This is a genomic window from Sediminibacterium sp. FW305-C-61 (genome assembly GCF_058231065.1).
In genome coordinates, this window is record NZ_JBIQXR010000002.1 from 615039 (window position 1) to 639365 (window position 24327).

Consider the following 24327-nt stretch of genomic DNA (forward strand, 5'->3'; position numbering starts at 1 on the left):
TATGTCAGAAGAAAAAAGCCTGAATTTTATTGAAGAAATCGTAGAAGCAGACCTGAAATCAGGGAAATATAGCTCTATTGTAACCCGTTTCCCCCCAGAACCCAATGGTTATTTACATATAGGCCATGCAAAAAGCATCTGCCTGAACTTCGGTTTGGCCCTTAAATATGGCGGAAAAACCAATCTTCGTTTCGATGATACCAATCCTGTTACAGAAGATACCGAATATGTAGAAAGTATAAAAGATGATGTTCGCTGGCTTGGTTTTCAATGGGCGGAAGAACGTTATGCATCCGATTATTTTGAGCAATTATATGGTTTTGCAGTAAAACTAATCGAAAAAGGACTGGCCTATGTCGACGATAGTAGCAGCGAAGCCATCGCCGCACAAAAAGGTACGCCAACCCAACCCGGCACTAATAGTCCATTTCGCGACAGAAGTATAGCAGAAAACAGTCACCTGTTTGCAGAAATGAAGGCAGGTAAATATAAAGACGGTGAGAAAGTATTACGAGCTAAAATTGATATGGGACACGTAAATATGCACATGCGTGATCCTATTATCTATCGTATCAAACACGCCGATCACCACCGTACAGGCAGTAAGTGGTGCATTTATCCAATGTATGATTTTGCACATGGACAGAGTGATGCTATCGAAAATATCACGCACTCTGTTTGTACACTGGAATTTATACCACATAGGGATCTCTATAACTGGTTTATTGAACAACTTGATATTTTTCCTTCCAAACAATATGAGTTTGCGCGCCTTAACATGACCTATACCGTTATGAGTAAGCGTAAACTGCTTCAACTTGTTAACGAAAATTATGTAAATGGGTGGGATGATCCTCGGATGTCTACCATCAGTGGTATGCGCAGAAGAGGGTATACGGCTCCTGCTATTCGTGATTTCTGTGATCGTATAGGAATAGCAAAAAGAGATAACCTGATCGATGTTGGTTTGTTGGAATTTTGCGTAAGGGAACACCTTAATAAAATTGCTGTTCGTCGAATGGTTGTTTTCGATCCTTTGAAAGTGATCATCACCAATCATAATGGTGAAACAGAAATGTTAAGCAGTGAAAATAATCCTGAAGATGCCAATGCAGGTAGCAGAGAAATACCTTTCTCTAATGAATTATACATTGAGCAGGATGACTTCATGGAAGTACCCACCAAAAAGTATTTCAGGCTTGCGCCCGGACAAATGGTTCGATTAAAAAGTGCATACATCATCCGTTGTGATGAAGTTGTAAAAGACGAAAGTGGTAAAATAACAGCCTTGCATTGTACTTATATTCCCGAAAGTAAAAGTGGAGAAGATACTTCCGGTATCAATGTTAAAGGTACCCTACACTGGGTAAGTGCCAAACATGCCGTAAAAGCTGAAGTACGACTTTATGATCGTCTGTTCAAAGTAGAAGATGTTGGTAATGCAGAAGGAGATTTTAAAGATCATATCAATACAGATTCCTTGGAAATTGTAGCCAATGCATTCGCGGAACCTGCGCTGGCAAAGGATTCTTCTGATGACCGATACCAGTTTTTACGCAAAGGGTATTTCTGTCTCGATAAAGACAGTACCCCTGAAAAATTGGTTTTCAACAGAACCGTAACCTTAAAAGACACCTGGGCCAAGGAGCAGAAAAAAGGTAGTTAAGAGGAGCGGGAAAATAAGGAATAAGAAATAAGGAATAAGAAATAAGAAATATGGAATAAGAAATAAGGAATAAGAAATAAGGAATAAGAAATAAGAAATGATTTTTTTTAACCTCACCTAACGCCTAGTACCTAGTACCTAGCTCCTAATACCTAGCACCTAACACCTAACACCTGGCACCTAGCACCTAATGCAATTATCTCAAAACTTTATATTACACTGGTGGAAACAGCGATTCCAACATCTGCCTACAGCTAAAGTACATTTACTATTAGCAGTAAGTGGAGGGGTTGATAGTGTTGTTTTGACAGATTTAGTTGCAAATGCAGGTATTGATTTTTCCATACTACACTGTAATTTTCAATTGAGGGGTGAGGAGAGTAATGATGATGAACAATTTGTAAGAAAACTGGCTGTTAAGTATGGAAAGCAGATCGAAGTAAAACATTTTGATACAGAGCAATTAGCTGCGGAAAGAAAATTATCTATACAGGAACTCGCGCGGGAACTTCGCTATAAATGGTTTAGAGAGATAAAATCTTCTCTTGAAACAACACATCCAGATAAGATCTATAAAATTGCAGTGGCTCACCATGCGGATGATAATATTGAAACGGTACTCATGCATCTGTTTCGCGGAACAGGGTTAAATGGATTGACAGGAATGGATGACTGTCGAAATGATTTAATCAGACCCTTACTCAATTTTAGAAAAGAAACCCTGGTTGCTTATGCAGAAGCGAATGGATTAACCTATCGAGAAGATAGTTCGAACCTGAAGAGTGATTATACGCGAAATTATTTTCGTAATGAATGGATTCCTGCTGTAAAAAATATATTTCCGAATGTGGAGGGTAATTTGCTTCACACAATCGCCCGACTTAAAGAAACGGATATTATTTACCGGAATGCTATAAACGGGATCATTCAAAAGATGGTTACCGTAAAAGGAGAGGAGCTGCATATTCCGGTTTTATTATGGAAGAAAGCAAATCCGATTTTTACTATAACTTTTGAATTGCTGAAAGACTATGGATTTAGTGCAGCTCAAACCGCTGAAGCGATTAAATTATTAGATGGGGATAATAGTAGCTACATTCATTCTTCTACACACCGTTTAATCAAGAACCGTAACTGGATGATTATTGCACCACTGGCCGATACTTATGAGCCTGTATTGATATCCATTGAAAAGGGATCAGATAAGGTTGCATTTTCAATGGGTAGTTTGCAGCTTTCAGTAACCAATAATCCGGCAATTAGTGCAGAGCCTGATAAGGCAGTCATCAATGCTGCATTACTCACCTTCCCTCTAATACTGCGTCCTTGGAAACAGGGAGATTATTTTTATCCCCTTGGAATGAACAAGAAAAAAAAGATCAGCCGCTTTTTAGCTGATTTGAAATTATCTAAAACCGATAAGGAAAAAGTATGGGTGCTAGAGTCCAATAAAAAGATTGTTTGGGTATTGGGCATGCGTATAGATAACCGTTTTCGAATAACAGATTCAACCTCTGATTTCTTGTGCATTACTTATTTAAAGTAGCCCGCAACAGCATCAATAAAATTAGTGATCGGATTAAAGTCGGTTAACAAAAGACTACTTACAATAATAAACACAACACCCCAGATAGCCCCCCAAAAGTGGGCGGAGTGATTAACATTGTCGCCACCTCTTTTAGCCATATAAACAGATAAAAAGAGGTATAAGGGACCAAAAATAAACCCTGGGATCACAGGAGGTAAAATAAAGAGCCCGATTTTTATCGTAGGATCCAGGAATATGCCGGCAAATACCACAGCCGAAACAGCACCCGAGGCTCCAAGACTTCTATACTGATAATTATGCTTCTGTTGCAAATAAGTTGGAACCAGACAAATGATTAATCCGGTTAAGTACATCGCTAAATATAAAGCACGCCCTTTTTCTTCAAAATAATAATTGAAATATTTTTCTACAAAATCACCAAACAGGTATAAGGAAAGCATATTAAATGCCAGGTGGGCAATATCGGCATGAATAAATCCATTGGTTACAAAACGATACCATTGGTTACGTTCTGAAATGGCCGGCGGATAAAATATCAGGTCATCGATTACTTTTTGATTAGAAAATGCGGTAAAAGAAACGACACAGGTAACGATAAGGATGAGGAGAGTAATGCTTAACATAGAGCCAAGTTAGTAAATTCTGCTAAACAGGCTCTAAACATGGTGGTATTTTTCATTTCGTAAAATGGTACAGGCACGGTACAATTGTTCCGCTAAAATCAAACGAACAAGCATGTGCGGAAATACCAGTTTAGATAAGCTCCAGGTTAGATTTGCACGGTTGGTGATACTTTGGTCTACCCCAAATGCACCGCCAATCAGGAATACAATATTACGGGTACTTTCATTGGCTCTTTTTTGAATAAAGTCAGCTAATTCCGTGGAACTAAATTGTTTCCCTCTTTCGTCGAGTAGTACCAAATAATCGTCTTTATCTAAAAGAGATAATAGTTGTGTAGCTTCTGCTTTTTTCAAGGCCGTTTCGTTTAAGGAAGCAGCCTGTTTAGGTGGTGCAATGATCTGCCACTGAGCCGGGAAATAGTTTCCGATTCTTTTGGTGAAATCCTCAATTCCCGATTTTACATAAGTTTCATGCGGTTTTCCGACAGACCATAGTTGCATTTTCATTTGACAAAGTTACTACAGTCCTTTAAAAAAATGGCCGGAGCTGCGAACTCCGGCCCTAAACCTATAAACCTTGAGAAAAACCTACACTATTTTGTTCCATCCGGCTGACTAGCTTTCATTTTTTCCAATATCTCTTTATACTTTTCTGCATCGTCGTTTGCCGGATCGAGGGCTAAAATTTTATCGTAAAGTGCCAATGCGTCGTCGTATTTCTTTTCTGCATTTACCCTATATGCTGCGATATATCCATATGCCTGAATCAGCCACTTTTTATTGTTAGCGTTGCTGGTGTCTTTTAAGGCAACTTCAATCATGTCTTCATAGTGAGGAATGGCAATGCCCATTTCCATTGCGGTATCGATAGCAGCGTTACAACGGGCTCTCCAGTAGTATCCAAAAGTCTGATCGGGGTATTTTTCTGCATAAATACCAAAAACGCTGTCGGCCATTGTATAGTCTTTGGCATTATAATACGCTACCCCCCAGTTAAAAATATCTACATTGGTAAAGGCCGATTTAGTGAGCTTATATTGCTCGCCAGTCCAGGCGGCCTGTTCTGCATAATTTTTTTCCTTTTTATAAAAGGCAGTAATGTTTTTCAGGTATCCAAGTCTTGCGATTGAATCCTTTTCTATTTTAAATGCCTTTTCATACCATTCAGGAGCAGTAGCAGGCGCATTTTTGGCGGCAATTTTAGCCATCAGCTCATAATCTTTTGAAACATAATTACTGTCCGCCTCATTCGAAAAATAGTCTTTCATCCATTTTTCCGCGTTAGTATAATCTTCAAGTCCTTCGTAACTATATGCTAGTAATTTATACAGTCTAGGCTTGGTAGCATCTTCGCCTTTCGCCATGATTTTTTGCGCGGTTTGAATGGCTTCATTGTATTTTTTTGAAACATAATATAGATCGGTAAGCATATAATCATGCTCAATGGTATAATCAGATTTGGCAATATATGTTTGCAGGTATTCCATTGCCTTATTTACATCTCTGAAATAGTAATAATAGTAGAGAGGATAGTAGACAGGCGCAAAATCGGGATCTGCAGCAATCGCTTTATTAAAATATTCTGTGAATACAGATACATTATTTTGTGTTTGGTAAATTTTACCAATCATATAGTAAGGGTAGGCCAGTTTTGCATTATAGTCAATGGCTTCCTGATAGGCTTTTACTGCAGAAGAGCCATCATATAATTTCCTATAAGCATCGCCGGCTGCTATCGCATGGGCGGGGTTCTTTTTGTCTCTTTTTGAGGCTTCTTCCAGTAAATTGAGTGCTTGAATAAGGTTACCTTTTGGGGCATCAATCAAAGCCCTGGCAACGGCCCATTGTATAAATGGATCTTTCTTTCTTTTTGTACCAATGGCATCATTAAACATTGTCCAGGCAGCAACGGAATCGCCTTTATTCAATAAGAGCTCTCCTTTAATTACTTTGGCCAATGGCTGTTCTGCAATAGTTTGAGGCAATTGCTGAATAGTTAAATTAGCACTGTCTGCCTGATCTGCTGCGAGTTGCGATTTGCTAAGCCAATACCAACTGGTTAGATCAGCAGGGTTTTCAGTGATGCTTTTTTTCAGGGTTTGAATGGCACTGTTATATCTTTCATAGTGATACAGTGTTTCTCCTGATTTTGCATCCTGAGCAAATAAGCTGCCAGCAGCAATCAGTAGTATTGCTGTTACAATGGTTCTTTTCATATCTATCCTTTTAAATGCTTCTTCTTAAATACGGTTTCAAGGTGAGGATGTGCAATGCCGATAAAGGCTGCATCATATCCGTAATTTTTCCCTGGAAAAAACCTGGTATCATTTTTTTCTTTTCCGGGTTTACTAAAATCATATCTGCTTTTACCTGGTTTGCATATCTGACTAATGACATATCGGAATCATTTCCGTGCAATATTTTGTATTGCGGTGAATGGCCAAGTTCTGATAGTATTTTATAGGTCAGGTAAAAAGCATCTATTCGAATTTTTGTATTTACATCGTTGCTGTCTAATATGGTTACCAGATGTATATGTGCATTGAATTTTTTTGAAAAAGCCAGTGCCATATGTATTTTTCTTTCTGGAACAAAAGAAGTGACAGGCAACACAATCGATTTTATTGGATGGTTCAGGCAACCTTTTGTTACCGTGAGTACCGCAAGGTTTGCTTTTACGGAAAGGTCTTCATGTATACTTTTCCTAAAAAATGAGAACCCGGTTTTTTGTTGTTGATTAGTAGCGATTACTAAATCAATTTCCTGCTCCTGCACAAACCTCAATAAATTATTGCTGATGGTTGTTTCAGTAATAACTATTGTTTTTACCACAATCTGCGGCACTAAATCATAAATTTTATCACGCAGTGTCTCCAATTTTTTTCGGGCCAGCTCCTTTTTTCGGTTTAGTCTGGGTTGTTTTTGCGTGTTGGTATAAATCAATTTGTGCCAAAACGATTCATACTTGATAATGGCTACCAGGTAAACAGTAGTTTCACCGGCTTCAGATAACTCAAGTGCTTTATCAACCGCAATTTGAGCATTGTAAAGAGAGTCGACCGGGATCAATATATTTTTAAATGGCACCATTTATTAAATCAAACCTACAGTTCAGTAATTAGTGTTTAATTAAACTCGTATTAAAAGCATATTAGAATCTAGTGCACCGCATAAGCCAATACTGGATTAAATCTGGGCTCTTCTATCAATAAATCCGCTGTTTGTTTGAGGTATTCATTCTTAGAGCGGAAAGCCACACCAAATCCTGCTTTTTTTACCATGCAGATATCGTTCTCACTATCGCCTATAGCCATACAATTACCTTCATCTATATCGTATTTTCTCAAAATATGATCCAGTGCATTTGATTTACAAATGGTATGCAGGCATGAGCTATTGTTGTGGTGGAAGAAGAAGGACGGAATTTTTACTTCGCCGGTTGCTATGCTGTTAGAAAACTCAAGCTCATTGGCAAGGTAAAAATCTGCACCGATTTTATGTTTTACATGATTGGCCACAAAATCATAGCTATCCGTAATGATACCTACCACATAGCCTCTTTCATGTAAAATATTAACAACATCCTTTATGTCTTCAATGATTTCTATAGAATTAACCGTATCTATTAATTCACCAAAATGTTTTCCTTTAAATAATTTTGCGATGGCTTTTGTTCTGAGGGTACTGTCAGTGAGTTTTTTTCTGATTTCTTCTAACTCGTCTGTAAGTCCAAACTGCCTTGCATAAGTATCTACAAATCGTCCTAATAGAATGGTATCATCCATGTCGAATACCACCATTTTCTTGGCATCTTTCAATTGTTCGCTAAATGCTATTTCCATTTGATCCCTGATTATATTTATAGATTGAAATTCCTCCATCGATACCGCCTTGCTATTTTGAGAGAATGCTTTTTTAATAATGGCACTAGCCACTTCTTTACTCATTTTCCCCAATTCATGTAAAGGCTTACTATCGTTTTCTATATATCCAATATTTATTTCGGTTATCCTGGCATGTTGTGTATGCATGTCAATAAGAATTCCAACATCTACGCCATAATCGTTGAAGAATTCGATTTTCTCAAAAAATGGCTTCTTCCCGGCAATCATGCCACTCAGTGGTTGCGAATAATGCGATAACCCGGGGAAAAACATGGAAAGTAATGGCTTGGCTACCAATTCAGTTACCCTTCCGCTGTTTCTGGCAAATGTGGCTTTTACAAAGTCGTATTCATTGTTTATAAGGGGGGATGACATCTGCTCTATCATTTGATCGGGGTAAGGGTTAATGTCTCCGTCAATAAAAAGGATGATTTCATTGCTTGCGCAGAGCATACCATCTTTCATAGATGCCCCCTTGCCAATTTTAGTACTGGTTATTACTTTAGCACCAGCCTCCGTGGCGAATTTTACAGTATTATCGAAAGATTGATCATCCACCACAATCACTTCAGAAACATTGGGTTTCGACCAGCAATATTTCACCACACTTGCGATGGTTTTCTCTTCATTTAAAGCGGGTATTATAACAGTAATCATATAAGCAAAAGTCGGAGGGAGGCCTTAGAAAGGCATTAACATGATATTAGAAGCGTATTATAAAGCCAAAATGGCTTAAAAAAACAAAGCCACTCTTAGAAAAGAGCGGCTTTAAACTAAACCCTGAGCAAATAATAACAGTGTTAAATTATTTGCATGCAATATGTTACCGTGCTATTAAGCATGGATTAATACAAGATTAGAATGAGATTAGAAAAGGATAGAAGGGCTTTAGGAGAGAAACTATGACTAGATCAGGTGAAAATGTCTGGCTATAGGCAGGGTAATGGTGAAGCAGCTGCCATGCGGGATTACTTCCGTATATAAGATATCCCCTTTATGCAATTTTATAATTCTGTAAGCCAGTGACAAACCTAAACCAAAACCCTCTGAATTTGAATCTTTTTCACTTCGGAAAAAGGGTTGAAAGATCATTTCCTGGTGTTCTTTTATTATGCCGGGACCGTTATCCGTGATTACAATATATAAGTGGTTATCGGAGAAGTTGAGGGCTACATTTGCAGTATGATTGTTAGAGTATTTACAGGCATTTAAAACCACATTTTTAATGGCACTCTCCAGCAGATCGCCGTTTCCAAATACCAGCAGGTTATCTTCATTTTCAGGGAAAGTTTCGAAATGCAATTCTACCTTATAAAGACTCTTTGTTTTATGCATATCTGCCGGTAACCTCATTAACAACTCATCTATTCTTACCAGGGTTAATTCCATTCCGTCAGAAGTTCCACTTGCTTTCGCTAGTTCAAGCAAACTTCGTGTTAACCTGTTCAGGTTTTTTACGTCTTCATAAACCGATTGAATGATTTGTCGGTATTCATCGGCTGTCCTGTTATTTTGCAGGGTTATTTCCAACTGACTTGAAATCGACGTAAGTGGGGTAGATAACTCATGGGAAGCATTGGCAATAAATCTGCGTTGTATTTCAAAAGATTCCTGTAAGCGGGTCAATAATTGGTTGAAGGTAAAAGAGAGTTCGTATAACTCATCTTTTGTGGAGGTCAACAAGATTCTTCTGGAAAGATTCTGGGAAGAAATCTCGTTTACTTCATTGGTAATTTTTTTAATAGGGCGTACAAGTCTGGATGAAAAAATCAACCCGGTTAATAAGGTAATCAACGAACCGCTGATAAAACTGACTAGCAGAATAAATTTCAACTGTTCAAGTTTATCCAGACCAACATCATCGTAGGCCGCCGCAACTGAAACATATTGATGACCACCGGATTTAAGTGCAACAGCGATCACGTCGCGGCTCCCACTGCTATAGATGTACTCGCCTTTATCCCTTGCGCTTTGTAAAATGGTCAGGGTTGGTCGTTCATAGTTGGCTCCCTGATCTCTGTACCGATAAATTTCCTTATTTTGTCCATCGTACACTAGCACACTTTTTTCCTTCAGTGAAATAAGTGTGTTTTCATCGATACGTTTTAATAAGGCCTGATCCATTCCTTCCACTTTAACAAGCAGACTAATGGTAGAGAGTGCCCTGTTGCGTAAGCGTCTTTTAAAATCTAATTCCCTGTTAAGGTTCGAAAAATAGTATATGGAAGCGCATACAAAAAATAAGATGAGCGTAACCAGAATGGTAAATAATATGGCTATCCGATACTTAATTTTCATCAATAAGGTTCTTTCATGATATAGCCCATTCCAACCTGGGTATGAATTAATCGGGTTTCAAATTTTTTGTCGATTTTGTTACGCAGATAGTTCACATATACGTCTATCACGTTTGTCTGCGTATCAAAATCGATTTCCCAAACCCTTTCTGCAATATCGGATCTTGATAATACCCTGTTTCTGTTACGCATGAAGTATTCTAATAATTGAAACTCTTTAGCGGTAAGGGTAATAGACTGGTTTGCCCTGCTTACTTCCTTTGTGTCAAGGTTCATTTCGAGATCTGCAACCTTTAATATATTTCCAGTGGGTAACTGCTGGTTCATGGTTCTTTTCAACAATGCCCTTATTCGAACCAATAATTCCTTAAACTCAAAGGGTTTAATCATATAATCATCTGTGCCAGTATCGAAGCCTTCAATTTTGTCTTCAGTGGTATTCATGGCCGTTAGCATGATAATAGGAATTTGCTGATTATGATTACGGATGGCCTTACATAACTCAAAACCATTCATGCCCGGCAAGTTGATATCAAGGATGATTAAATCATACTCATTAGAATCGAACAAACGTTTTCCAATATTGCCATCAAATGCAAGATCAACATGGTAACCGTTTTCTGTTAACCCCTTTTTTAGGGTAGTAGCAATCTTTTTTTCATCCTCAATGATCAATAATTTGCGTTCTTCTGACATATTTCAACAATTGAATACTGCGGCAATTTAGTGAATAGAGCTTACTGAATCTTTTCTATTTTCTAATTTTATCAGGTACGAGTTCTGACTTACAGAATACTTAAATTTACAAAAAAGGCGTATTTATTGCTATGACTGACCAATCCAGACGTAATTTTATCGAAAAGGCAACAATACTTGGTATTGGATCTATTACAATGCCAATTGCACATTCGTTCAATCAAAATGAGAAAACCTTGGTACACCATGTATTTTTCTGGCTGAAACAGCCTGGTTCAACCGTTGACCGTTTGAAATTGGTAGAAGGACTAGAAACATTAAAAGCCATTCCTACTATTCAACAATTGCATATTGGCTTTCCGGCTAGTACAGAAAAACGGGATGTGGTTGATAATAGTTGGGATGTTTCTGAGCTCATGTTTTTTGCGGACCTGGAGGGACAAAAAATCTACCAGGATCATCCGATTCACCAGGAATTTGTAAAGAACTATAGTCATTTGTGGTCCAAAGTGTTGGTATATGATATGGGTATATATGTGACAGCAAAATAACAGAGGGGCAAAGTCAGTGCTCTTTTGGAAAATAGGCTGCTAGCTTCTAGCTTCTAGCTGCTAGCCTTGAATGGTGCTTGGTTTAGGTTTTCTGCTATTATTTGAATAAATGAAAATGCTTGCGAATTTGTTTTGTAAAAATCCTACTTTAAATAATAGCAAAAAAAGCTAGAAGATAGTAGTTAGCAGCTGTTTTTCCCCCGAAATCAATAATTGAAATTATGAATTGGTCTTTTACTTTTTATACTATTTCTATGCGTGTATTATTTATTTTTTTGTTTTCAGCAGTATGGATGGGTGTATCTGCTCAGGATAATCCATCCTTAAAGAAATATTATGAACAGGTAAGGAAAGCATTTCAGGAAAAAAGTGCTTTTGAAACAGTTGCTTTTGTGGAGCAACGCTGGCGGTTGCCGGGTAATAGTGGATTTAATGAGAGTATTTATTATGTTGAGAAAATACTCCTGAATGCCGGATATGTTCAGGAAAACATGGCCAGTCCCGATGATAAATTAACTTACCGGATCGAGAAAAGACCCATGCGTAGGAAAACCTGGGAACCGGTTGATGCACTTGTTGAAATAGTAGGAGAGAAAGAGCCCTTGCTTTCTTTTAAGACCAATCGAAATATGCTGGCTATTAATTCTGCTTCAACTCCTGAAGGAGGTTATGAAGCAGAAGTTTTGTTCTTGCCAAAAACATCTGCTGATGTACTTGCTACACAGGATTTACAGGGAAAAATTCTTTATGCTGATCAACCAGTTTCTATGGTAGATCGTGCAGTATCAGGAAAAGGTACAATTGGTGTAATAGGATATTCGCTTCCTTCCTATACACAACCGGAGAAGCATACGAATTCAATTCAATTTTCATCTATAACGCAGGTTGATAGTACCAAAAAACAAGGTTTCGGTATTTTGTTGTCAACAGCAGCAAGGGCCAGACTAAAAAATGCCTTAGCGAAAGGATCAGTAAGATTACGGGTGAAAATTGAGACTAAGTCATACATAGCTGAAGAACTTACCTTGGTTGCAGACATAAAGGGAAATGCAAAGCCTACAGAACGATTTGTATTTTCTGCACATGTGCAGGAGCCAGGGGCTAATGATAATGCATCAGGTGTGGGAACCCTTGCAGAAATGGCGAGTGTAGCTGCCAGGTTGGTTAAAGAAAAATCCGTTATACCTGCACGTACGATTAGTTTTTTATGGGGTGATGAAATAAGCTCAACCAGGAGATATATTGTAGAAGATACAGTAAGGGCCAGGGGAATAAAATGGGGCATGAGTTTAGATATGGTGGGAGAAGACACCAAAAAAACAGGCGGCACTTTTCTGATTGAAAAAATGCCAGACCCTTCCGCTGTATGGACCAGGGGGGAAGAGAAACATACAGAATGGGGTGGAAGTCCACTACCGGAATCTGCCATTGTACCGCATTATTTCAATGATTTTATGTTGAGCCGTTGCCTTGATCAGGCAGCAACAAATGGTTGGGTCGTAAAAACAAATCCATTTGAAGGAGGCTCAGATCATACGCCCTTTCTGAATGCGAAGATTCCGGGATTATTATTGTGGCATTTTACAGATGTGTTTTATCATACCGATGCAGATCGGATTGATAAAGTTTCTGCGTGGGAGATGAAAAATGTAGGCGTATCTGCATTGGTCGCAGCTTATTCATTAACAGCCAACAATAAGTCGATGGTTGAATATTTAATAAAGGAATATGAACAATCGGCCATTAAACGCTTAAATATTGAATTTGCTCTTAGTAAAACTGCTATCGAAAAAGGAGGGAATAAAGAAACGGAAATACATATTCTGGAAGTGTGGGCTAAATTTTATATGGATGCATTGGGGAAGATGAAGGAGGTTGCTTGTTTTCCTATGGATGTTTCAAATTTTATTCAACTTGCCCAAAAGAATGTTTCAAATAGGTTAAAGGAGTTGATGGTAACAATAAACTAATGAAATTATTAAAAACGATTCAGCGGAAATAGCTGAGTTTAGAATCGTCTGTACAAATCGGAATTAGCCTATAGTTATTTCAAATCATTTTTGCAAGAAACAGAAGAAAGAACCATCTAATAATGCGAATCAAGGGTTGAAATCAGCCAAAAATGAAAAAATCATCGATAGAGGACTCATTTAAAATCATTAATGTAGGCTCCTAAAAAATATTAGCATCTAATCTTATTTGGCTGCTTAGATAGAACACGGATTTATCATGATCTATCATGATAATCATGATAAATCTGCGTTCCATTGTCCGCTCCTATGAAATTTCAACCCTTGATTCGCATTAGTAGTTAACTTTTTCTTCTGAGTGACCTCGTCATCCTCCTAATGCGGAAAACCTGAAACCTTCTGATCCGTATTCAGATGCTTCCGTTTGAGGCGGATTGAGCAACGAGATAACATTGTATTTTTTTCGAAAGAACTTTTTGAAGATGATAAGTATAAAAAAAGAGTCAATTATTTAAATAATTGACTCTTTTTTCCGAGTGACCTCGTCAGGATTCAAACCTGAAACCTTCTGATCCGTAGTCAGATGCTCTATTCAGTTGAGCTACGAGGCCATATGAACATTTGCCATTAAAGATGCGTTGATTAAACAACAAAGGCCATTTCCTTATTCAGGGCTGCAAATATAAGACTGCAACCAATAACTAACAAACTATAAGTAGTTTTTTCTGGTTAATCCAGCTCATAAATACTGGCAGCGGTTTTTTCCGCCAGCTTTTTGGGAAATAACCATACAAGAAACGCACCCAGTTGATTTATAAATCCGGTAATTACCTCGGCTTTTCTTGCATACATGGCTTTTACGGCAATGCGTGCTACTGCTTCCGGTGTCATATTTACCTTCTCGGCTGCTTTTAATCCCTTTGCGCCTACCTTGGCCCTGGTCGCGAAACCAGTGTCGGTAGAACCCGGACTAACAGCCGTCACAGAGACTCCCTTATTTCTCAGTTCATACCGGAGACCACGGCTAAAACTTAACAGAAACGATTTGCTGGCTGCATAGGTGGTCAAGCCTGGTACAGACTGGTAGGCTGCAGAGCTTACTATATTCAGGATATAAGATGGCTGATTTGCTTTTAACTGGGGTAATAGAGTGCTGGTTAAAGCTACAGGTACCTGCATATTAACCTGCATCATTGTGGTATGCTCTTCGAGGGTATAATCTGTAAAAGCGCCACTTAAACCATAGCCGGCATTATTCACCAGGATATTTATACGGTATAGATTTGTTTCTATCCAGGTATGTAAGGTTTGTACAGCATTGGGTTGTGATAAATCAAGCCCCAAAAACTGCACATCAACCTGGTATGCTTTTTTTAGGGTAGCACTAAGCTGTTCCAACGAGGAAACATCCCTGGCAACCAATAAAAGGTTTACACCTCTTGAAGCAAGTTCTATGGCTATCGCCTTCCCAATTCCCTTACTCGCGCCTGTAACTAATGCATACATGATGCTGAATTATTTTGAATGAAAAAGGTCAACCCAAAGTTGACCTTTTATAATAAAATTTTCTATTTAATTAGTGGTGTACTTTGCCAGTGAAGCGATGATAAAACGGTGTTTTACTGTTTTCATCTTTTGGTTTGTATTTACCAGTAACAATTGGCACATACATAACCCTTCTGCGGCTTTCTTCACCAAATTTTGGTGATTGTTTCACACGATGCCATAAACGACCATCATGTACAGATAAATCACCAGAGAAAATATCAAACCCAACTTCTCTTGGGTCATCATTATTATCAATGAAATATTTCTTGCCAAATAATAATTTGAACATACCCTGTTTGTGGGTACCTGGTAAAACGCGTAATCCACCATTTTCAAAAGGACAGGTATCAAGGTGTATACCTACGTTCAACATTGGCATAATTTTCTGTCCCATGAATAAATCTCTTGGACTATCTGTATGCCATCCCATTTGGGTAAATGTACTGTTGGGGGTATTGATGTAATTATTTATTACAAGACCATCCTTTTCGTTTTCTGCAATGCGACCTTCATAAGGTTGCAGAAATGCCGTTAAAGCTTTGAGTCTTTCGTCTCCCAAAAGATCGTGAAGCGCATTGCTGTAAAGTGAACTGAAGCAAAGGCGTTGAATAGTAGTATTACCCTGATCGTCTTTTCCAAACTTCAGAGGTATACCATTGATCTTATCCTTTTTTTCATCAAGCCACTGTTTTTCCAGTCTTTGTAACTCACTAATATAAGTGGTTACTTTTTCTTTGTCCAGGAAATTGCGAAACACGATTACACCATGCTTGTCAAAAAAATCCAATTGCTCGGGGGTTACCGTATCGCCAAGCTTAAAATGACTTTCCCATTTTTTCATTCGAATCCGGTTCGTTTAGTATATAACTGTAATGTTAATTATTTATTACAAAATTGTAAAGCACCAAGGTCTGTAAAACAAACAAAAATAAGCAAATTATAGCTAGATTTCTCATTATAATGGTATCAACGGCTTATTTTGCATTTATATGACACCTATTATCAGGCAATTATGGTTATCAGCATTGGTTTTGACCTGTTTTTCCACAGTAGGGGCACAAGATTCCACCCATAAAAAACCTAAACTCGTCGTTTTCCCAGCCATGACCCGATCCGTCGAAACAAGTTGGGCATTTGGAGGAGCTGCTTCTTATACATTCCGGGCTTCAAAAACTGATTCTATATCACGCACTTCGAGTCTGCAATTTGGCGCTTTGTATTCATTAAGAAAGCAACTGGTATCGTCTTTTAGAGGTACACAATACCTCCATAATGAAAAATGGATATTTAACGAACAGGTTTCCTTTAGTTCATTTCCCGATAAATTCTGGGGATTGGGTAAAAATACACTGGACGGTAAGTCAGAAGACTATTCATTCAAGCAGATGTACGTATACCTGCATTTTATGAAAAAAATTGCCCCAAGGCTTTTTGGAGGGTTATTATACGAGTACCAAAGAGTATGGGATATAAAATACCAGCCTGGAGGTTTATTCGACCAGCAACAGATAGATGGAAGGTATAATTACCATGTTTCCGGTCTTGGACTTAGCCTCACATATGACAGCCGAAACCATGCTTTTTATCCTACAAAGGGATTTTTTGCACAGGGGTATTTTAACCATTTCAGTAAGGTTACCGGTTCTCAATTTCCCTATACCAATTTTGTACTTGATTTCCGCAAGTTTATGCCTGCTGGCAGGGAAGGTGTTTTTGCGGCGCAGGCCTGGTTATTTGGTAATATTGGCAAATCGGTGCCTTTGAGAAGTCAGGCTGCTTTTGGAGGAGATAATACCATGCGTGGCTACTATCAGGGCCGCTTTAGAGATCTTCAGCAATTTGTGCTTCAGGGTGAATACCGGAGACATTTATATAAAAAAATCGGCATTGTCGCTTTTGCCAGTTGCGGCAATGTAGCACATGATATTAATGCCTTAAATTTTCAAAACCTGAAATACTCATTTGGTGGGGGACTACGCTATGCGCTGAATGCCTCTGAAAAACTAAACCTTAGGATTGATTACGGAATTGGAAAAGGTCAGAACAGCGGGTTCTATTTTCAACTGGCAGAAGCATTTTAATAGGTGCTTGTTCGTATACTTACCCTGTATATTACATAAGTGAAAAGAAATGCAGCCAATACATCAATCGTATAATGTACATGCTGCACCAGTACAAGAATGCCAACTATAATGGTTGCAATTAATGCCAGGTATTTATCCATTTTTTTCGGCAGACAAAGGCACATCAGGAACATATTTGAAGTATGTCCAGAAAAGAAAAGGTCTTTGGTTATGAATTTATCCTTCCCCCCATAAATCATACTGGTCAACGGATCTTTAAGTTTGATTAGTCCATCAGGCGGGTTTAGCGGTACCATCGTAATACTAACGATTCGTGCAATACAAAGCAGGGTGAATGATGATAACATGAGTAAGGCAAATCCCGGGTCTTTAATCATTCTTACAATAACTAACCCGCTGATCCCCCAAATAATCAGAAAAGTAGGTAAGGATACATCCGTTGCTGGGATGGCCTGTAAAACAAGATCGTGCATATAGGCGCCTTCTCTTTGCTCTATGTATTGAAAGAAGGGCGGTAAGCAAAGGATAATAATGAAAAGAATAATACCAGTTATGGTAAGCTTTCTCCTGAAAACCATGTTTTGCCATGCTTCAGGCCAATTTGACTGAATAGAAAGCTGGTTATGTCCTTTATCCTGCATCCGGCAAATATAAAACCTCCGTTTTGTTTTATAACGGAGGTTTTATAGGAATGGTTTTGCTAATTAATAATGCCAGCGAACAAATGCTTCCATTGCGGCATATTTTGTCATGCCCAATGCTGCATAAAGATTGGCTGTATTTGCATTTCTGTCTTCTGCTCTTTGCCAGAATTCGCGGCTATCACTTCCCTGAAAAGGTACCATGTCTTTTTGCGACTGGTGTATGAAGATGCCGAAACGCTTTTTCATTACCTGATCCGGACTCATAGGGATTGCCATTTCAATTTCAGCGATATCCCATTCCTGCCAGGCGCCTTTATACAACCATACCCAGCAATCTTTTACCCAGCTATCTCCGGCGGCTTTAATTCTGCGAAGACTTTCAAAAACAATATCTAAGCAAACTTTATGTGTTCCATGCGGATCAGCGAGGTCGCCGGCACAATAAATTTGTTGTGGTTGCAATTTGCGTAATAGGGCAATGGTAATTTCAATATCTGCTTCACTCATCGGTTTTTTGTCGATGGTGCCTGTTTCGTAAAATGGCAGGTTCATAAAATGCCAGCGGTCATCAGGCAACCCTACATACCTGCAGGTTGCTTTAGCTTCACATCTTCTTATCAAACCCTTAATAGCCCTGATTTCATTGGTATCGGTCTGATTTTTTTGTTTTGATGCAATGAAATTACTCGCAGATTTGAGGATATGTTGACTCTTCTCATTGTCTATGCCGAATAAATCCTCAAATCCAACGGCAAAATCAAGGAAACGTGTTACAAATTCGTCAGTGACAGCAATATTTCCACTTGTCTGATAGGCCACATGTACTTCATGCCCCTGATCATGCAGTCGCATAAAAGTGCCGCCCATGCTGATGATATCATCATCCGGGTGAGGAGAGAAGATCAGGCATTTTTTTGGATATGGGCTACTCCTTTCAGGGTGTGCAGGTATTACTGCGTTGGCTTTGCCACCGGGCCATCCTGTTAAGCTATCTCGCAGCATGTAGAAAACCTGCAGATTTATTTCGTAAGCTTCTCCTTTTTCTACAATTAAATCAGATAAACCATTTTCATTATAATCAAGTTCAGTAAGACTCAAAATGGATTTATTCAATTTCAAAGCCAGGTTTATGACCGCACGTTTAATCATTTTAGGCGTCCACTCACATTCTCCCGTTAACCATGGCGATTTAATCCTGGTTAATTCAGCGGATGCAGCTTCGTCAATAACAAAAGTGCAATCATTGTGTTGTTGAAGAATACTAGCTGGCACTTGTTCTGTTACATCTCCTTCCACAGATCGTGCAACAATTTTCCCTTTCATTCCCCAACCCATCAGCAATATTCTCTTGGCTCTCATAATTACCTGAATTCCCATTGTAACTGCCAGACGAGGCACTTTCGAAATATTTTGGAATTCGTATGCGTTGGCAATTCTGGTAGTATTATCGAGGTTTACAAGTCTTGTGGTAGAATGAATACTGGAGCCCGGTTCGTTAAAACCAATATGTCCATTATTACCAATTCCCAGAATTTGTAAATCAATGCCACCCAAATCTTCTATTAACTTATCATATTCACTACAATGCTTTTTAATCGAATCTTTTGGCCAATCGCCTCCAGGGATATGAATGTTTTTGGGATCTATATCTACATGATTGAAAAGGTGTCTATGCATAAAACTCCAATAACTCTGATAGGCATCTTTTTCAATAGGATAATATTCATCGAGGTTAAAACTGATTACATTGGAAAAGCTAAGTCCTTCTTCTTTATGCATACGCACTAACTCAGCATACATACTGATAGGAGTAGATCCCGTTGCAAGCCCCAGAATGCAGGGTTGTCCGGCTTGCTGTTTTTCCCTTATCAGGGCCGCAATCTCCGCTGCTACATATTTTGATCCATCCTTAGAGCTAGGGTAAATTTTAACCGGAATCTTTTCAAAAGAGTCAACCATGTTTGTCATGACTTTAGTTTTACGAAAATACAGCGATTTCTCGAAAAACGCAAAAACCTGCATATATGACCTTTTTTATGCGGACTATTTAGCCTGTTTTTGCGTTTTAATGCACGTATTTCTGATTAATTATATTGAAAATAACCTGATAATCAACCCAATGTATGAAGTAACAAAATAAAAAAAGATTCCCACCGGGGAATCTTTTTGTGCAATTAAATTATGAAAGGCACTAAATAACCTTAGTGAGTTTGATAATATTGGTTGGAAGATGCTGATCTACAGGAGTTGAACCCGTGTTTACAACCACATCTCCGGCTTTTACAAATCCGCGTTCTTTAAGGATATTAATCTGGTCGAAAATAATATCATCCAAACTATCTTCTTCAGCATAATAAAATGCGCGCACACCCCAACTCAGACTTAACTGATTTACCAGTGTTTTTTCTTTTGTGAAAATGTAAAGTGGGGAAGACGGACGGTAACTGCTCAACATAAATGCGGTATAACCGCTTTGTGTCATACCAACTAATGCTGTTGCTGCAACATCTTCAGAAATCTTACATGCGTTATAGCAAATAGCATCACTATGGAAAGATGGTGAGTGTGGTTGAGGTTTTAGGTCTTCAGATCTGTTATACCTGTATTCTTTTTTCTCTACCTCCAGGATAATTTTACGCATGGTTTCAACTACCAATGCCGGATGGTTACCAGCAGCAGTTTCACCACTCAGCATTACAGCATCTGCACCTTCAAGTACAGCATTAGCTACGTCTGTAATTTCACTTCTGTTTGGTTTTACCCTGTCTATCATACTTTCCATCATCTGGGTAGCTACGATAACTGGTTTTGCCCGGTGTATACATTTACGGATCAGTTCTTTCTGGATCAGAGGTATTTGTTCAACAGGAAGTTCAACACCCAGGTCGCCACGAGCAACCATGATACCATCACTTTCAATAATGATATCACGAATATTTACCAATGCTTCCGGTTTTTCGATTTTTGCAATGATCTTCGTCTTGCTTTTCTTTTCAGTAAGCTTGCTTCTGAGAATAACGATGTCTTTTACACTACGCACAAAACTCAGGGCTACCCAATCAAGTTGTTGTTCAATGATAAAATCAAGGTCAATCAAATCCTTTTCTGTTAATGCAGGCAAGGAAATTTTGGTATCCGGCAGGTTGATTCCTTTCTTGGATGAGAGTATGCCACCAAGTGTTACCACTACTCTAACGTCACCATTTTTTTCAATGCTGACTACTTTAACTTCAATCTTGCCATCATCAATCATGATGATATTTCCAATAACCACATCGCCTGCCAGATTAGGGTAGGAGACATATATTTTTTCAAGATTGCCAATACATTTTTCATTGGTAAAAGTGAGTATATCGCCCACTTTTACATCTAATGCATTGTTCTCAATTTCACCCACACGCAGTTTCGGTCCTTGTAAATCGCCAAGAATGGAAATATTATAAGGTTGTGTTTTATTGATATTGCGAATATGTTCAATGATGCGTTGTTTGTCTTCATGACTTCCATGTGAAAAGTTCAGTCGGAACACATTTACACCCGCTTTCACCAATGCCAGTAATTGCTCATAGCTATCACATGCAGGTCCAACAGTTGCAACAATCTTTGTCTTATGATTTACGTGTTCAAGTCCTGCTTGTTTGTCCATATTCTTGTGCAGGTACTTGTCTAGGTTCTTTGACATTGTGGAGGGTATGTTTATTGGTTTACGATCCTTTCTCTGTTTGCTTGATATTAACTGGCTAGAATCTTAACGATTTTCATCCAGTCGTCTGAAATTTTTTGTTTGGCTTTAATGGCGTTGTCAAGTGGGATATAGTTCATTTTATTATTGAGGATGCCCACCATTACATTATACTTACCATGGATTAAATTTTCAACGGCATGGTAACCCATTCTGCTGGCGATTAATCGGTCGAGACAGGTAGGAGAGCCACCTCGCTGAATATGTCCAAGTATACAAACCCTGGTATCAGCATTAGGTAAACGTTTTTTTATAATTTCTGCTACTTCATTCCCACCACCGAATTCATCACCTTCAGCAACCACAATCAGGTTAACCAGTTTTTTTCTTTTTTCTTTTTCAGTGAGTGAACTGATTAGTTCTTCGATATCCGTTTTAGTTTCCGGGATAAGGATGTTTTCTGCACCGGTAGCAATGCCACTATGCAAAGCAATATAACCAGCATCGCGCCCCATTACTTCAACAATAAATAATCTGTCATGGGCATCTGCCGTGTCACGAATTTTATCGATGGCTTCAACGGCGGTATTTACTGCTGTATCAAAACCAATGGTAAAATCACTACCGGCAATATCTTTATCAATGGTGCCAGGTAAACCTATGCAGGGGATATCAAATTCATTACTGAATTTTTGTGCTCCCCGAAAGCTACCATCTCCGCCTATTATTACCAATCCGTTAATGCCTCTTTTTTTGAGGTTTTCATAGGCTTTGGCGCGGCCTTCAGGCTCAAAGAAATCTTTACTCCGGGCCGTTTTTAATATGGTGCCTCCTCTTTGGATAATATTAGCAACTGAGCGGGAATCCATCTGGAAGATATCGTCTTCTATCATGCCACTGTAACCTCGCATGATGCCATATACTTCCAAACCGTGATATATTCCAGTTCTAACGACAGCCCTTATTGCGGCATTCATACCAGGAGCATCGCCACCCGATGTAAGTACGCCTATTTTGGTTACTTTTTTAGCAGACATTTCTTTTGACAATTCTTCTTTCTTGATGCAATGGGTATTTCTCTATAATTGTATGTGTATCAGCTACACAGAGTTTCAAAAATAAGCAATTGGTATTAAATGCCAACAATAGCATCTAATTACATTTTAGTAAACTTGCCGAATGAAAATCTTAGTAACCGGTGCTAATGGCTTTACCGGACAGCATTTATGTATAACACTTGCTAATAACGGGTTTGATGTGCATGCTACCGGACGTGGTCCGCAAAGGATTGCTGTTCATAAACAAATTACTTATCATACTATGGAACTAACAAGTGTTCGTTCCGTATTGCGTGTTTTTTCGAAAGTAGCGCCGGATGTGGTTATACATACTGCCGCCATGAGTAAGCCGGATGAATGCGATCAAAACAGGGATGCCTGTATGTTAAATAATGTGACGGCAACCAATTATCTTTTAGAAGCCAGCAGACATTATCCGGTTCATTTTATTCATCTTTCTACAGATTTTATTTTTGGAGAAAATGGTCCCCATAGCGAAGATGACATACCTGATCCCCTGAATTTTTATGGACAAAGTAAATTAATGGCCGAAAAGCTGGTGCAAGACAGCGGTATACTTTATACAATTATTCGACCCGTTTTTATTTATGGCCCGGTATTTCCCGGAATGAGACCAAGCTTTGTACAATGGGTTAAACAGAAGTTAGCAGCAGGGGAAAATATTAAAGTAGTAAATGATCAATTGCGTACACCTACCTATGTTTATGATTTGTGTAAGGGTATTGAACAGGTATTAATGTTTAAAAAGAATGGCGTTTATCATTTAGCAGGTAGTGAAATTCTTTCACCATATGATATGGCTATTGCTGTTGCTGACCATATAGGAGCAGATAAAAATCTAATCGAACCTGTTAATGCAGCAATTTTCCCAGAACCCGTCAGAAGAGCAAAGAAATCAGGTTTAAAAATTGATAAAGCAATTTCGTCATTAGGGTATCAGCCATTGAGTTTTAAAGATGCTTTAGGGATGTGTTTATAGTAACAATCTGTCGAAGTGATTTTTGTCTGGGGGATTTGGCTTCAAGCTTCAGGCTACAAGCTTTGATATGTGGTCATTTTGGGGTTTCTGCCTTTAAAATGCGATTATGAGAACACGGATCTTCATGATTTTCAAGATTTGTCATGATAGATCTTGGAAATCATGAAAATCTATGTTCCATATTGTACTATAGTTGTAGCTAGTACCTAAATTCTATAGACAGTATTGGTTCAAATGCACCACTTATCCCTTGAAGAAAAAATACCCATAACTTTAATTACCACAACCTGCCTTATGAAGCGAAAACAATCATTGATTGCTGTATTTATACTACTATTAATCGCGCATCTGCTTTGTATCTATTCAGAACTGGAATTATGGAGGGCGGTAACAAAGCTATTATTAGTGCCATTGTTAATAACCTATCTGTTATTATCGCAAGACAAATTTAACTGGAAGATAAAACCTGTTTATGCTTTGTTCTTTTCTTTTCTCGGAGATGCGTTATTGATAGGGAAGGGACCTGTATTTTTTCTTTCCGGAATGATTTCCTTTGTGATGGCACACTTGAATTACAGTTATTATTTCATTCAATTAAACCCTGTACAGAAAAGCACAAAACAGCTATTTATTTTACCCTTGATCCTTATGTTGGTTTTTAGTGCAACGGTGTACACGTTTCTGGAAAACTATCTCGGGGCATACCAGTTGCCCGTGGTTTTTTATATGCTATTCATCAGCCTGATGGCTTCTTTGGCAATCCATACTTTCTCTAATCCAACAATCAAACAAATAGCTATTAAATATTTTGCCCCTGGTGCTATTTTATTTGTTTTGAGCGATGCAATACTAGCCTTAAACCTTTTTCGTTTTCATGAACCATTGTTAGATTTAGCGGTAATGCTCACTTATGGGCTCGCCCAATGCTTGTTAACGATCGGTTTTACTAAGACCTCAGCAATTGTTGTATCCCCGGAAAATTAAAGAACAATAAGTAGCTGTATTACCTAATTAATTGGGTACATAAAAAAATCCCCTTGCATTTGCAAAGGGATTTTTTTATGTGTATCAGTAA

At 38.4% G+C, this 24327-nt stretch carries 20 protein-coding genes and 1 tRNA gene; 7 read left to right on the forward strand and 14 right to left on the reverse strand.

The annotated features are described in order from the left end of the window. Position 1 precedes the first annotated feature (1 nt). The gene (locus tag ACH30E_RS07915; RefSeq protein ID WP_490824372.1) at positions 2-1666 is read left to right on the forward strand and encodes a glutamine--tRNA ligase/YqeY domain fusion protein; all 1665 of its coding nucleotides are present in this window, start codon (positions 2-4) and stop codon (positions 1664-1666) included. Positions 1667-1856: 190 nt separating this feature from the next. Beyond that, the gene (gene tilS, locus ACH30E_RS07920) at positions 1857-3212 is read left to right on the forward strand and encodes a tRNA lysidine(34) synthetase TilS (RefSeq protein ID WP_490824373.1); all 1356 of its coding nucleotides are present in this window, start codon (positions 1857-1859) and stop codon (positions 3210-3212) included. Here the strand turns inward: tilS and ACH30E_RS07925 are convergent. From ACH30E_RS07925 to ACH30E_RS07955, 7 genes are all read right to left on the reverse strand, one after another. Further along, on the reverse strand, positions 3200-3838 hold the full coding sequence (locus ACH30E_RS07925) for a rhomboid family intramembrane serine protease (protein WP_490824374.1): 639 nt from the start codon (positions 3836-3838) through the stop codon (positions 3200-3202). The genes tilS and ACH30E_RS07925 overlap by 13 nt on opposite strands. A 33-nt stretch (positions 3839-3871) precedes the next feature. Then, positions 3872-4345 (reverse strand): 23S rRNA (pseudouridine(1915)-N(3))-methyltransferase RlmH, encoded by a 474-nt coding sequence (locus ACH30E_RS07930; RefSeq protein WP_294993773.1) that lies wholly within the window; start codon positions 4343-4345, stop codon positions 3872-3874. Between the two features lie 86 nt (positions 4346-4431). Further along, positions 4432-6054, reverse strand: a complete 1623-nt coding sequence (locus tag ACH30E_RS07935) for a tetratricopeptide repeat protein (protein WP_294993770.1) — start codon at positions 6052-6054, stop codon at positions 4432-4434. A gap of 10 nt (positions 6055-6064) precedes the next feature. Beyond that, positions 6065-6928 carry a universal stress protein gene (locus tag ACH30E_RS07940; RefSeq protein ID WP_490824375.1) on the reverse strand — a complete coding sequence of 288 codons (864 nt, stop codon included), beginning with the start codon at positions 6926-6928 and terminating at the stop codon, positions 6065-6067. Between the two features lie 68 nt (positions 6929-6996). Next, a complete protein-coding gene (locus ACH30E_RS07945) occupies positions 6997-8379 on the reverse strand; it encodes an HAD-IB family phosphatase (protein WP_294993763.1) in 1383 nt (460 codons plus the stop codon). Positions 8380-8628: 249 nt separating this feature from the next. Next, positions 8629-10020, reverse strand: coding sequence for a sensor histidine kinase (locus ACH30E_RS07950; RefSeq protein ID WP_490824376.1), 1392 nt, complete (start codon positions 10018-10020; stop codon positions 8629-8631). After that, a complete protein-coding gene (locus tag ACH30E_RS07955) occupies positions 10020-10715 on the reverse strand; it encodes a response regulator transcription factor (RefSeq protein WP_294993758.1) in 696 nt (231 codons plus the stop codon). The genes ACH30E_RS07950 and ACH30E_RS07955 overlap by 1 nt, the downstream gene beginning before the upstream one ends. Before the next feature lie 131 nt (positions 10716-10846). Between ACH30E_RS07955 and ACH30E_RS07960 the strand changes: the two genes are divergently transcribed. Both ACH30E_RS07960 and ACH30E_RS07965 read left to right on the forward strand, forming a co-directional pair. Continuing rightward, on the forward strand, positions 10847-11266 hold the full coding sequence (locus ACH30E_RS07960; RefSeq protein ID WP_490824377.1) for a Dabb family protein: 420 nt from the start codon (positions 10847-10849) through the stop codon (positions 11264-11266). 254 nt (positions 11267-11520) lie between these two features. After that, the gene (locus ACH30E_RS07965) at positions 11521-13236 is read left to right on the forward strand and encodes a M28 family peptidase (RefSeq protein WP_490824378.1); all 1716 of its coding nucleotides are present in this window, start codon (positions 11521-11523) and stop codon (positions 13234-13236) included. Between the two features lie 537 nt (positions 13237-13773). Here ACH30E_RS07965 and ACH30E_RS07970 read toward each other — a convergent pair. The 3 genes from ACH30E_RS07970 to ACH30E_RS07980 all read right to left on the reverse strand — a co-directional run bounded on the left by ACH30E_RS07970 (position 13774) and on the right by ACH30E_RS07980 (position 15625). Further along, positions 13774-13847: transfer RNA gene (locus tag ACH30E_RS07970), tRNA-Arg, on the reverse strand. A gap of 118 nt (positions 13848-13965) precedes the next feature. Continuing rightward, on the reverse strand, positions 13966-14742 hold the full coding sequence (locus ACH30E_RS07975; RefSeq protein ID WP_490824379.1) for an SDR family NAD(P)-dependent oxidoreductase: 777 nt from the start codon (positions 14740-14742) through the stop codon (positions 13966-13968). A gap of 70 nt (positions 14743-14812) precedes the next feature. Then, positions 14813-15625 carry a phytanoyl-CoA dioxygenase family protein gene (locus ACH30E_RS07980; RefSeq protein WP_294997214.1) on the reverse strand — a complete coding sequence of 271 codons (813 nt, stop codon included), beginning with the start codon at positions 15623-15625 and terminating at the stop codon, positions 14813-14815. Positions 15626-15887: 262 nt separating this feature from the next. On the opposite strand from ACH30E_RS07980, the gene ACH30E_RS07985 reads away from it, so the two are divergent. Then, complete coding sequence (locus ACH30E_RS07985; protein ID WP_490824380.1) at positions 15888-16865, forward strand: BamA/TamA family outer membrane protein; 978 nt, start codon at positions 15888-15890, stop codon at positions 16863-16865. On the opposite strand, the gene ACH30E_RS07990 is transcribed toward ACH30E_RS07985, so the two are convergent. From ACH30E_RS07990 to pfkA, 4 genes are all read right to left on the reverse strand, one after another. After that, positions 16862-17509 (reverse strand): phosphatase PAP2-related protein, encoded by a 648-nt coding sequence (locus tag ACH30E_RS07990; RefSeq protein WP_294997218.1) that lies wholly within the window; start codon positions 17507-17509, stop codon positions 16862-16864. The genes ACH30E_RS07985 and ACH30E_RS07990 overlap by 4 nt on opposite strands. 63 nt (positions 17510-17572) lie before the next feature. Further along, complete coding sequence (gene nagB, locus ACH30E_RS07995; RefSeq protein WP_294997220.1) at positions 17573-19534, reverse strand: glucosamine-6-phosphate deaminase; 1962 nt, start codon at positions 19532-19534, stop codon at positions 17573-17575. Positions 19535-19703: 169 nt separating this feature from the next. Next, positions 19704-21194: a pyruvate kinase gene (gene pyk, locus ACH30E_RS08000; RefSeq protein ID WP_294997222.1), complete on the reverse strand. Its 1491-nt coding sequence runs from the start codon at positions 21192-21194 to the stop codon at positions 19704-19706. 50 nt (positions 21195-21244) lie between these two features. Beyond that, positions 21245-22231 (reverse strand): 6-phosphofructokinase, encoded by a 987-nt coding sequence (gene pfkA, locus ACH30E_RS08005; protein WP_294997224.1) that lies wholly within the window; start codon positions 22229-22231, stop codon positions 21245-21247. Between the two features lie 142 nt (positions 22232-22373). On the opposite strand from pfkA, the gene ACH30E_RS08010 reads away from it, so the two are divergent. Together ACH30E_RS08010 and ACH30E_RS08015 are read left to right on the forward strand one after the other, a co-directional pair. Further along, positions 22374-23252 (forward strand): SDR family oxidoreductase, encoded by an 879-nt coding sequence (locus ACH30E_RS08010; RefSeq protein ID WP_490824381.1) that lies wholly within the window; start codon positions 22374-22376, stop codon positions 23250-23252. Positions 23253-23546: 294 nt separating this feature from the next. Then, a complete protein-coding gene (locus ACH30E_RS08015; RefSeq protein ID WP_294997228.1) occupies positions 23547-24236 on the forward strand; it encodes a lysoplasmalogenase in 690 nt (229 codons plus the stop codon). Positions 24237-24327 lie beyond the last annotated feature (91 nt).

Coding starts and splice junctions, on each gene's coding strand:
- ACH30E_RS07915 (WP_490824372.1), top strand. CDS start 2: ATGTCAGAAGAAAAAAGCCTGAATTTTATTGAAGAAATCGTAGAAGCA.
- tilS (WP_490824373.1), top strand. CDS start 1,857: ATGCAATTATCTCAAAACTTTATATTACACTGGTGGAAACAGCGATTC.
- ACH30E_RS07925 (WP_490824374.1), bottom strand. CDS start 3,838: ATGTTAAGCATTACTCTCCTCATCCTTATCGTTACCTGTGTCGTTTCT.
- ACH30E_RS07930 (WP_294993773.1), bottom strand. CDS start 4,345: ATGAAAATGCAACTATGGTCTGTCGGAAAACCGCATGAAACTTATGTA.
- ACH30E_RS07935 (WP_294993770.1), bottom strand. CDS start 6,054: ATGAAAAGAACCATTGTAACAGCAATACTACTGATTGCTGCTGGCAGC.
- ACH30E_RS07940 (WP_490824375.1), bottom strand. CDS start 6,928: ATGGTGCCATTTAAAAATATATTGATCCCGGTCGACTCTCTTTACAAT.
- ACH30E_RS07945 (WP_294993763.1), bottom strand. CDS start 8,379: ATGATTACTGTTATAATACCCGCTTTAAATGAAGAGAAAACCATCGCA.
- ACH30E_RS07950 (WP_490824376.1), bottom strand. CDS start 10,020: ATGAAAATTAAGTATCGGATAGCCATATTATTTACCATTCTGGTTACG.
- ACH30E_RS07955 (WP_294993758.1), bottom strand. CDS start 10,715: ATGTCAGAAGAACGCAAATTATTGATCATTGAGGATGAAAAAAAGATT.
- ACH30E_RS07960 (WP_490824377.1), top strand. CDS start 10,847: ATGACTGACCAATCCAGACGTAATTTTATCGAAAAGGCAACAATACTT.
- ACH30E_RS07965 (WP_490824378.1), top strand. CDS start 11,521: ATGCGTGTATTATTTATTTTTTTGTTTTCAGCAGTATGGATGGGTGTA.
- ACH30E_RS07975 (WP_490824379.1), bottom strand. CDS start 14,742: ATGTATGCATTAGTTACAGGCGCGAGTAAGGGAATTGGGAAGGCGATA.
- ACH30E_RS07980 (WP_294997214.1), bottom strand. CDS start 15,625: ATGAAAAAATGGGAAAGTCATTTTAAGCTTGGCGATACGGTAACCCCC.
- ACH30E_RS07985 (WP_490824380.1), top strand. CDS start 15,888: ATGACCCGATCCGTCGAAACAAGTTGGGCATTTGGAGGAGCTGCTTCT.
- ACH30E_RS07990 (WP_294997218.1), bottom strand. CDS start 17,509: ATGCAGGATAAAGGACATAACCAGCTTTCTATTCAGTCAAATTGGCCT.
- nagB (WP_294997220.1), bottom strand. CDS start 19,534: ATGCAGGTTTTTGCGTTTTTCGAGAAATCGCTGTATTTTCGTAAAACT.
- pyk (WP_294997222.1), bottom strand. CDS start 21,194: ATGTCAAAGAACCTAGACAAGTACCTGCACAAGAATATGGACAAACAA.
- pfkA (WP_294997224.1), bottom strand. CDS start 22,231: ATGTCTGCTAAAAAAGTAACCAAAATAGGCGTACTTACATCGGGTGGC.
- ACH30E_RS08010 (WP_490824381.1), top strand. CDS start 22,374: ATGAAAATCTTAGTAACCGGTGCTAATGGCTTTACCGGACAGCATTTA.
- ACH30E_RS08015 (WP_294997228.1), top strand. CDS start 23,547: ATGAAGCGAAAACAATCATTGATTGCTGTATTTATACTACTATTAATC.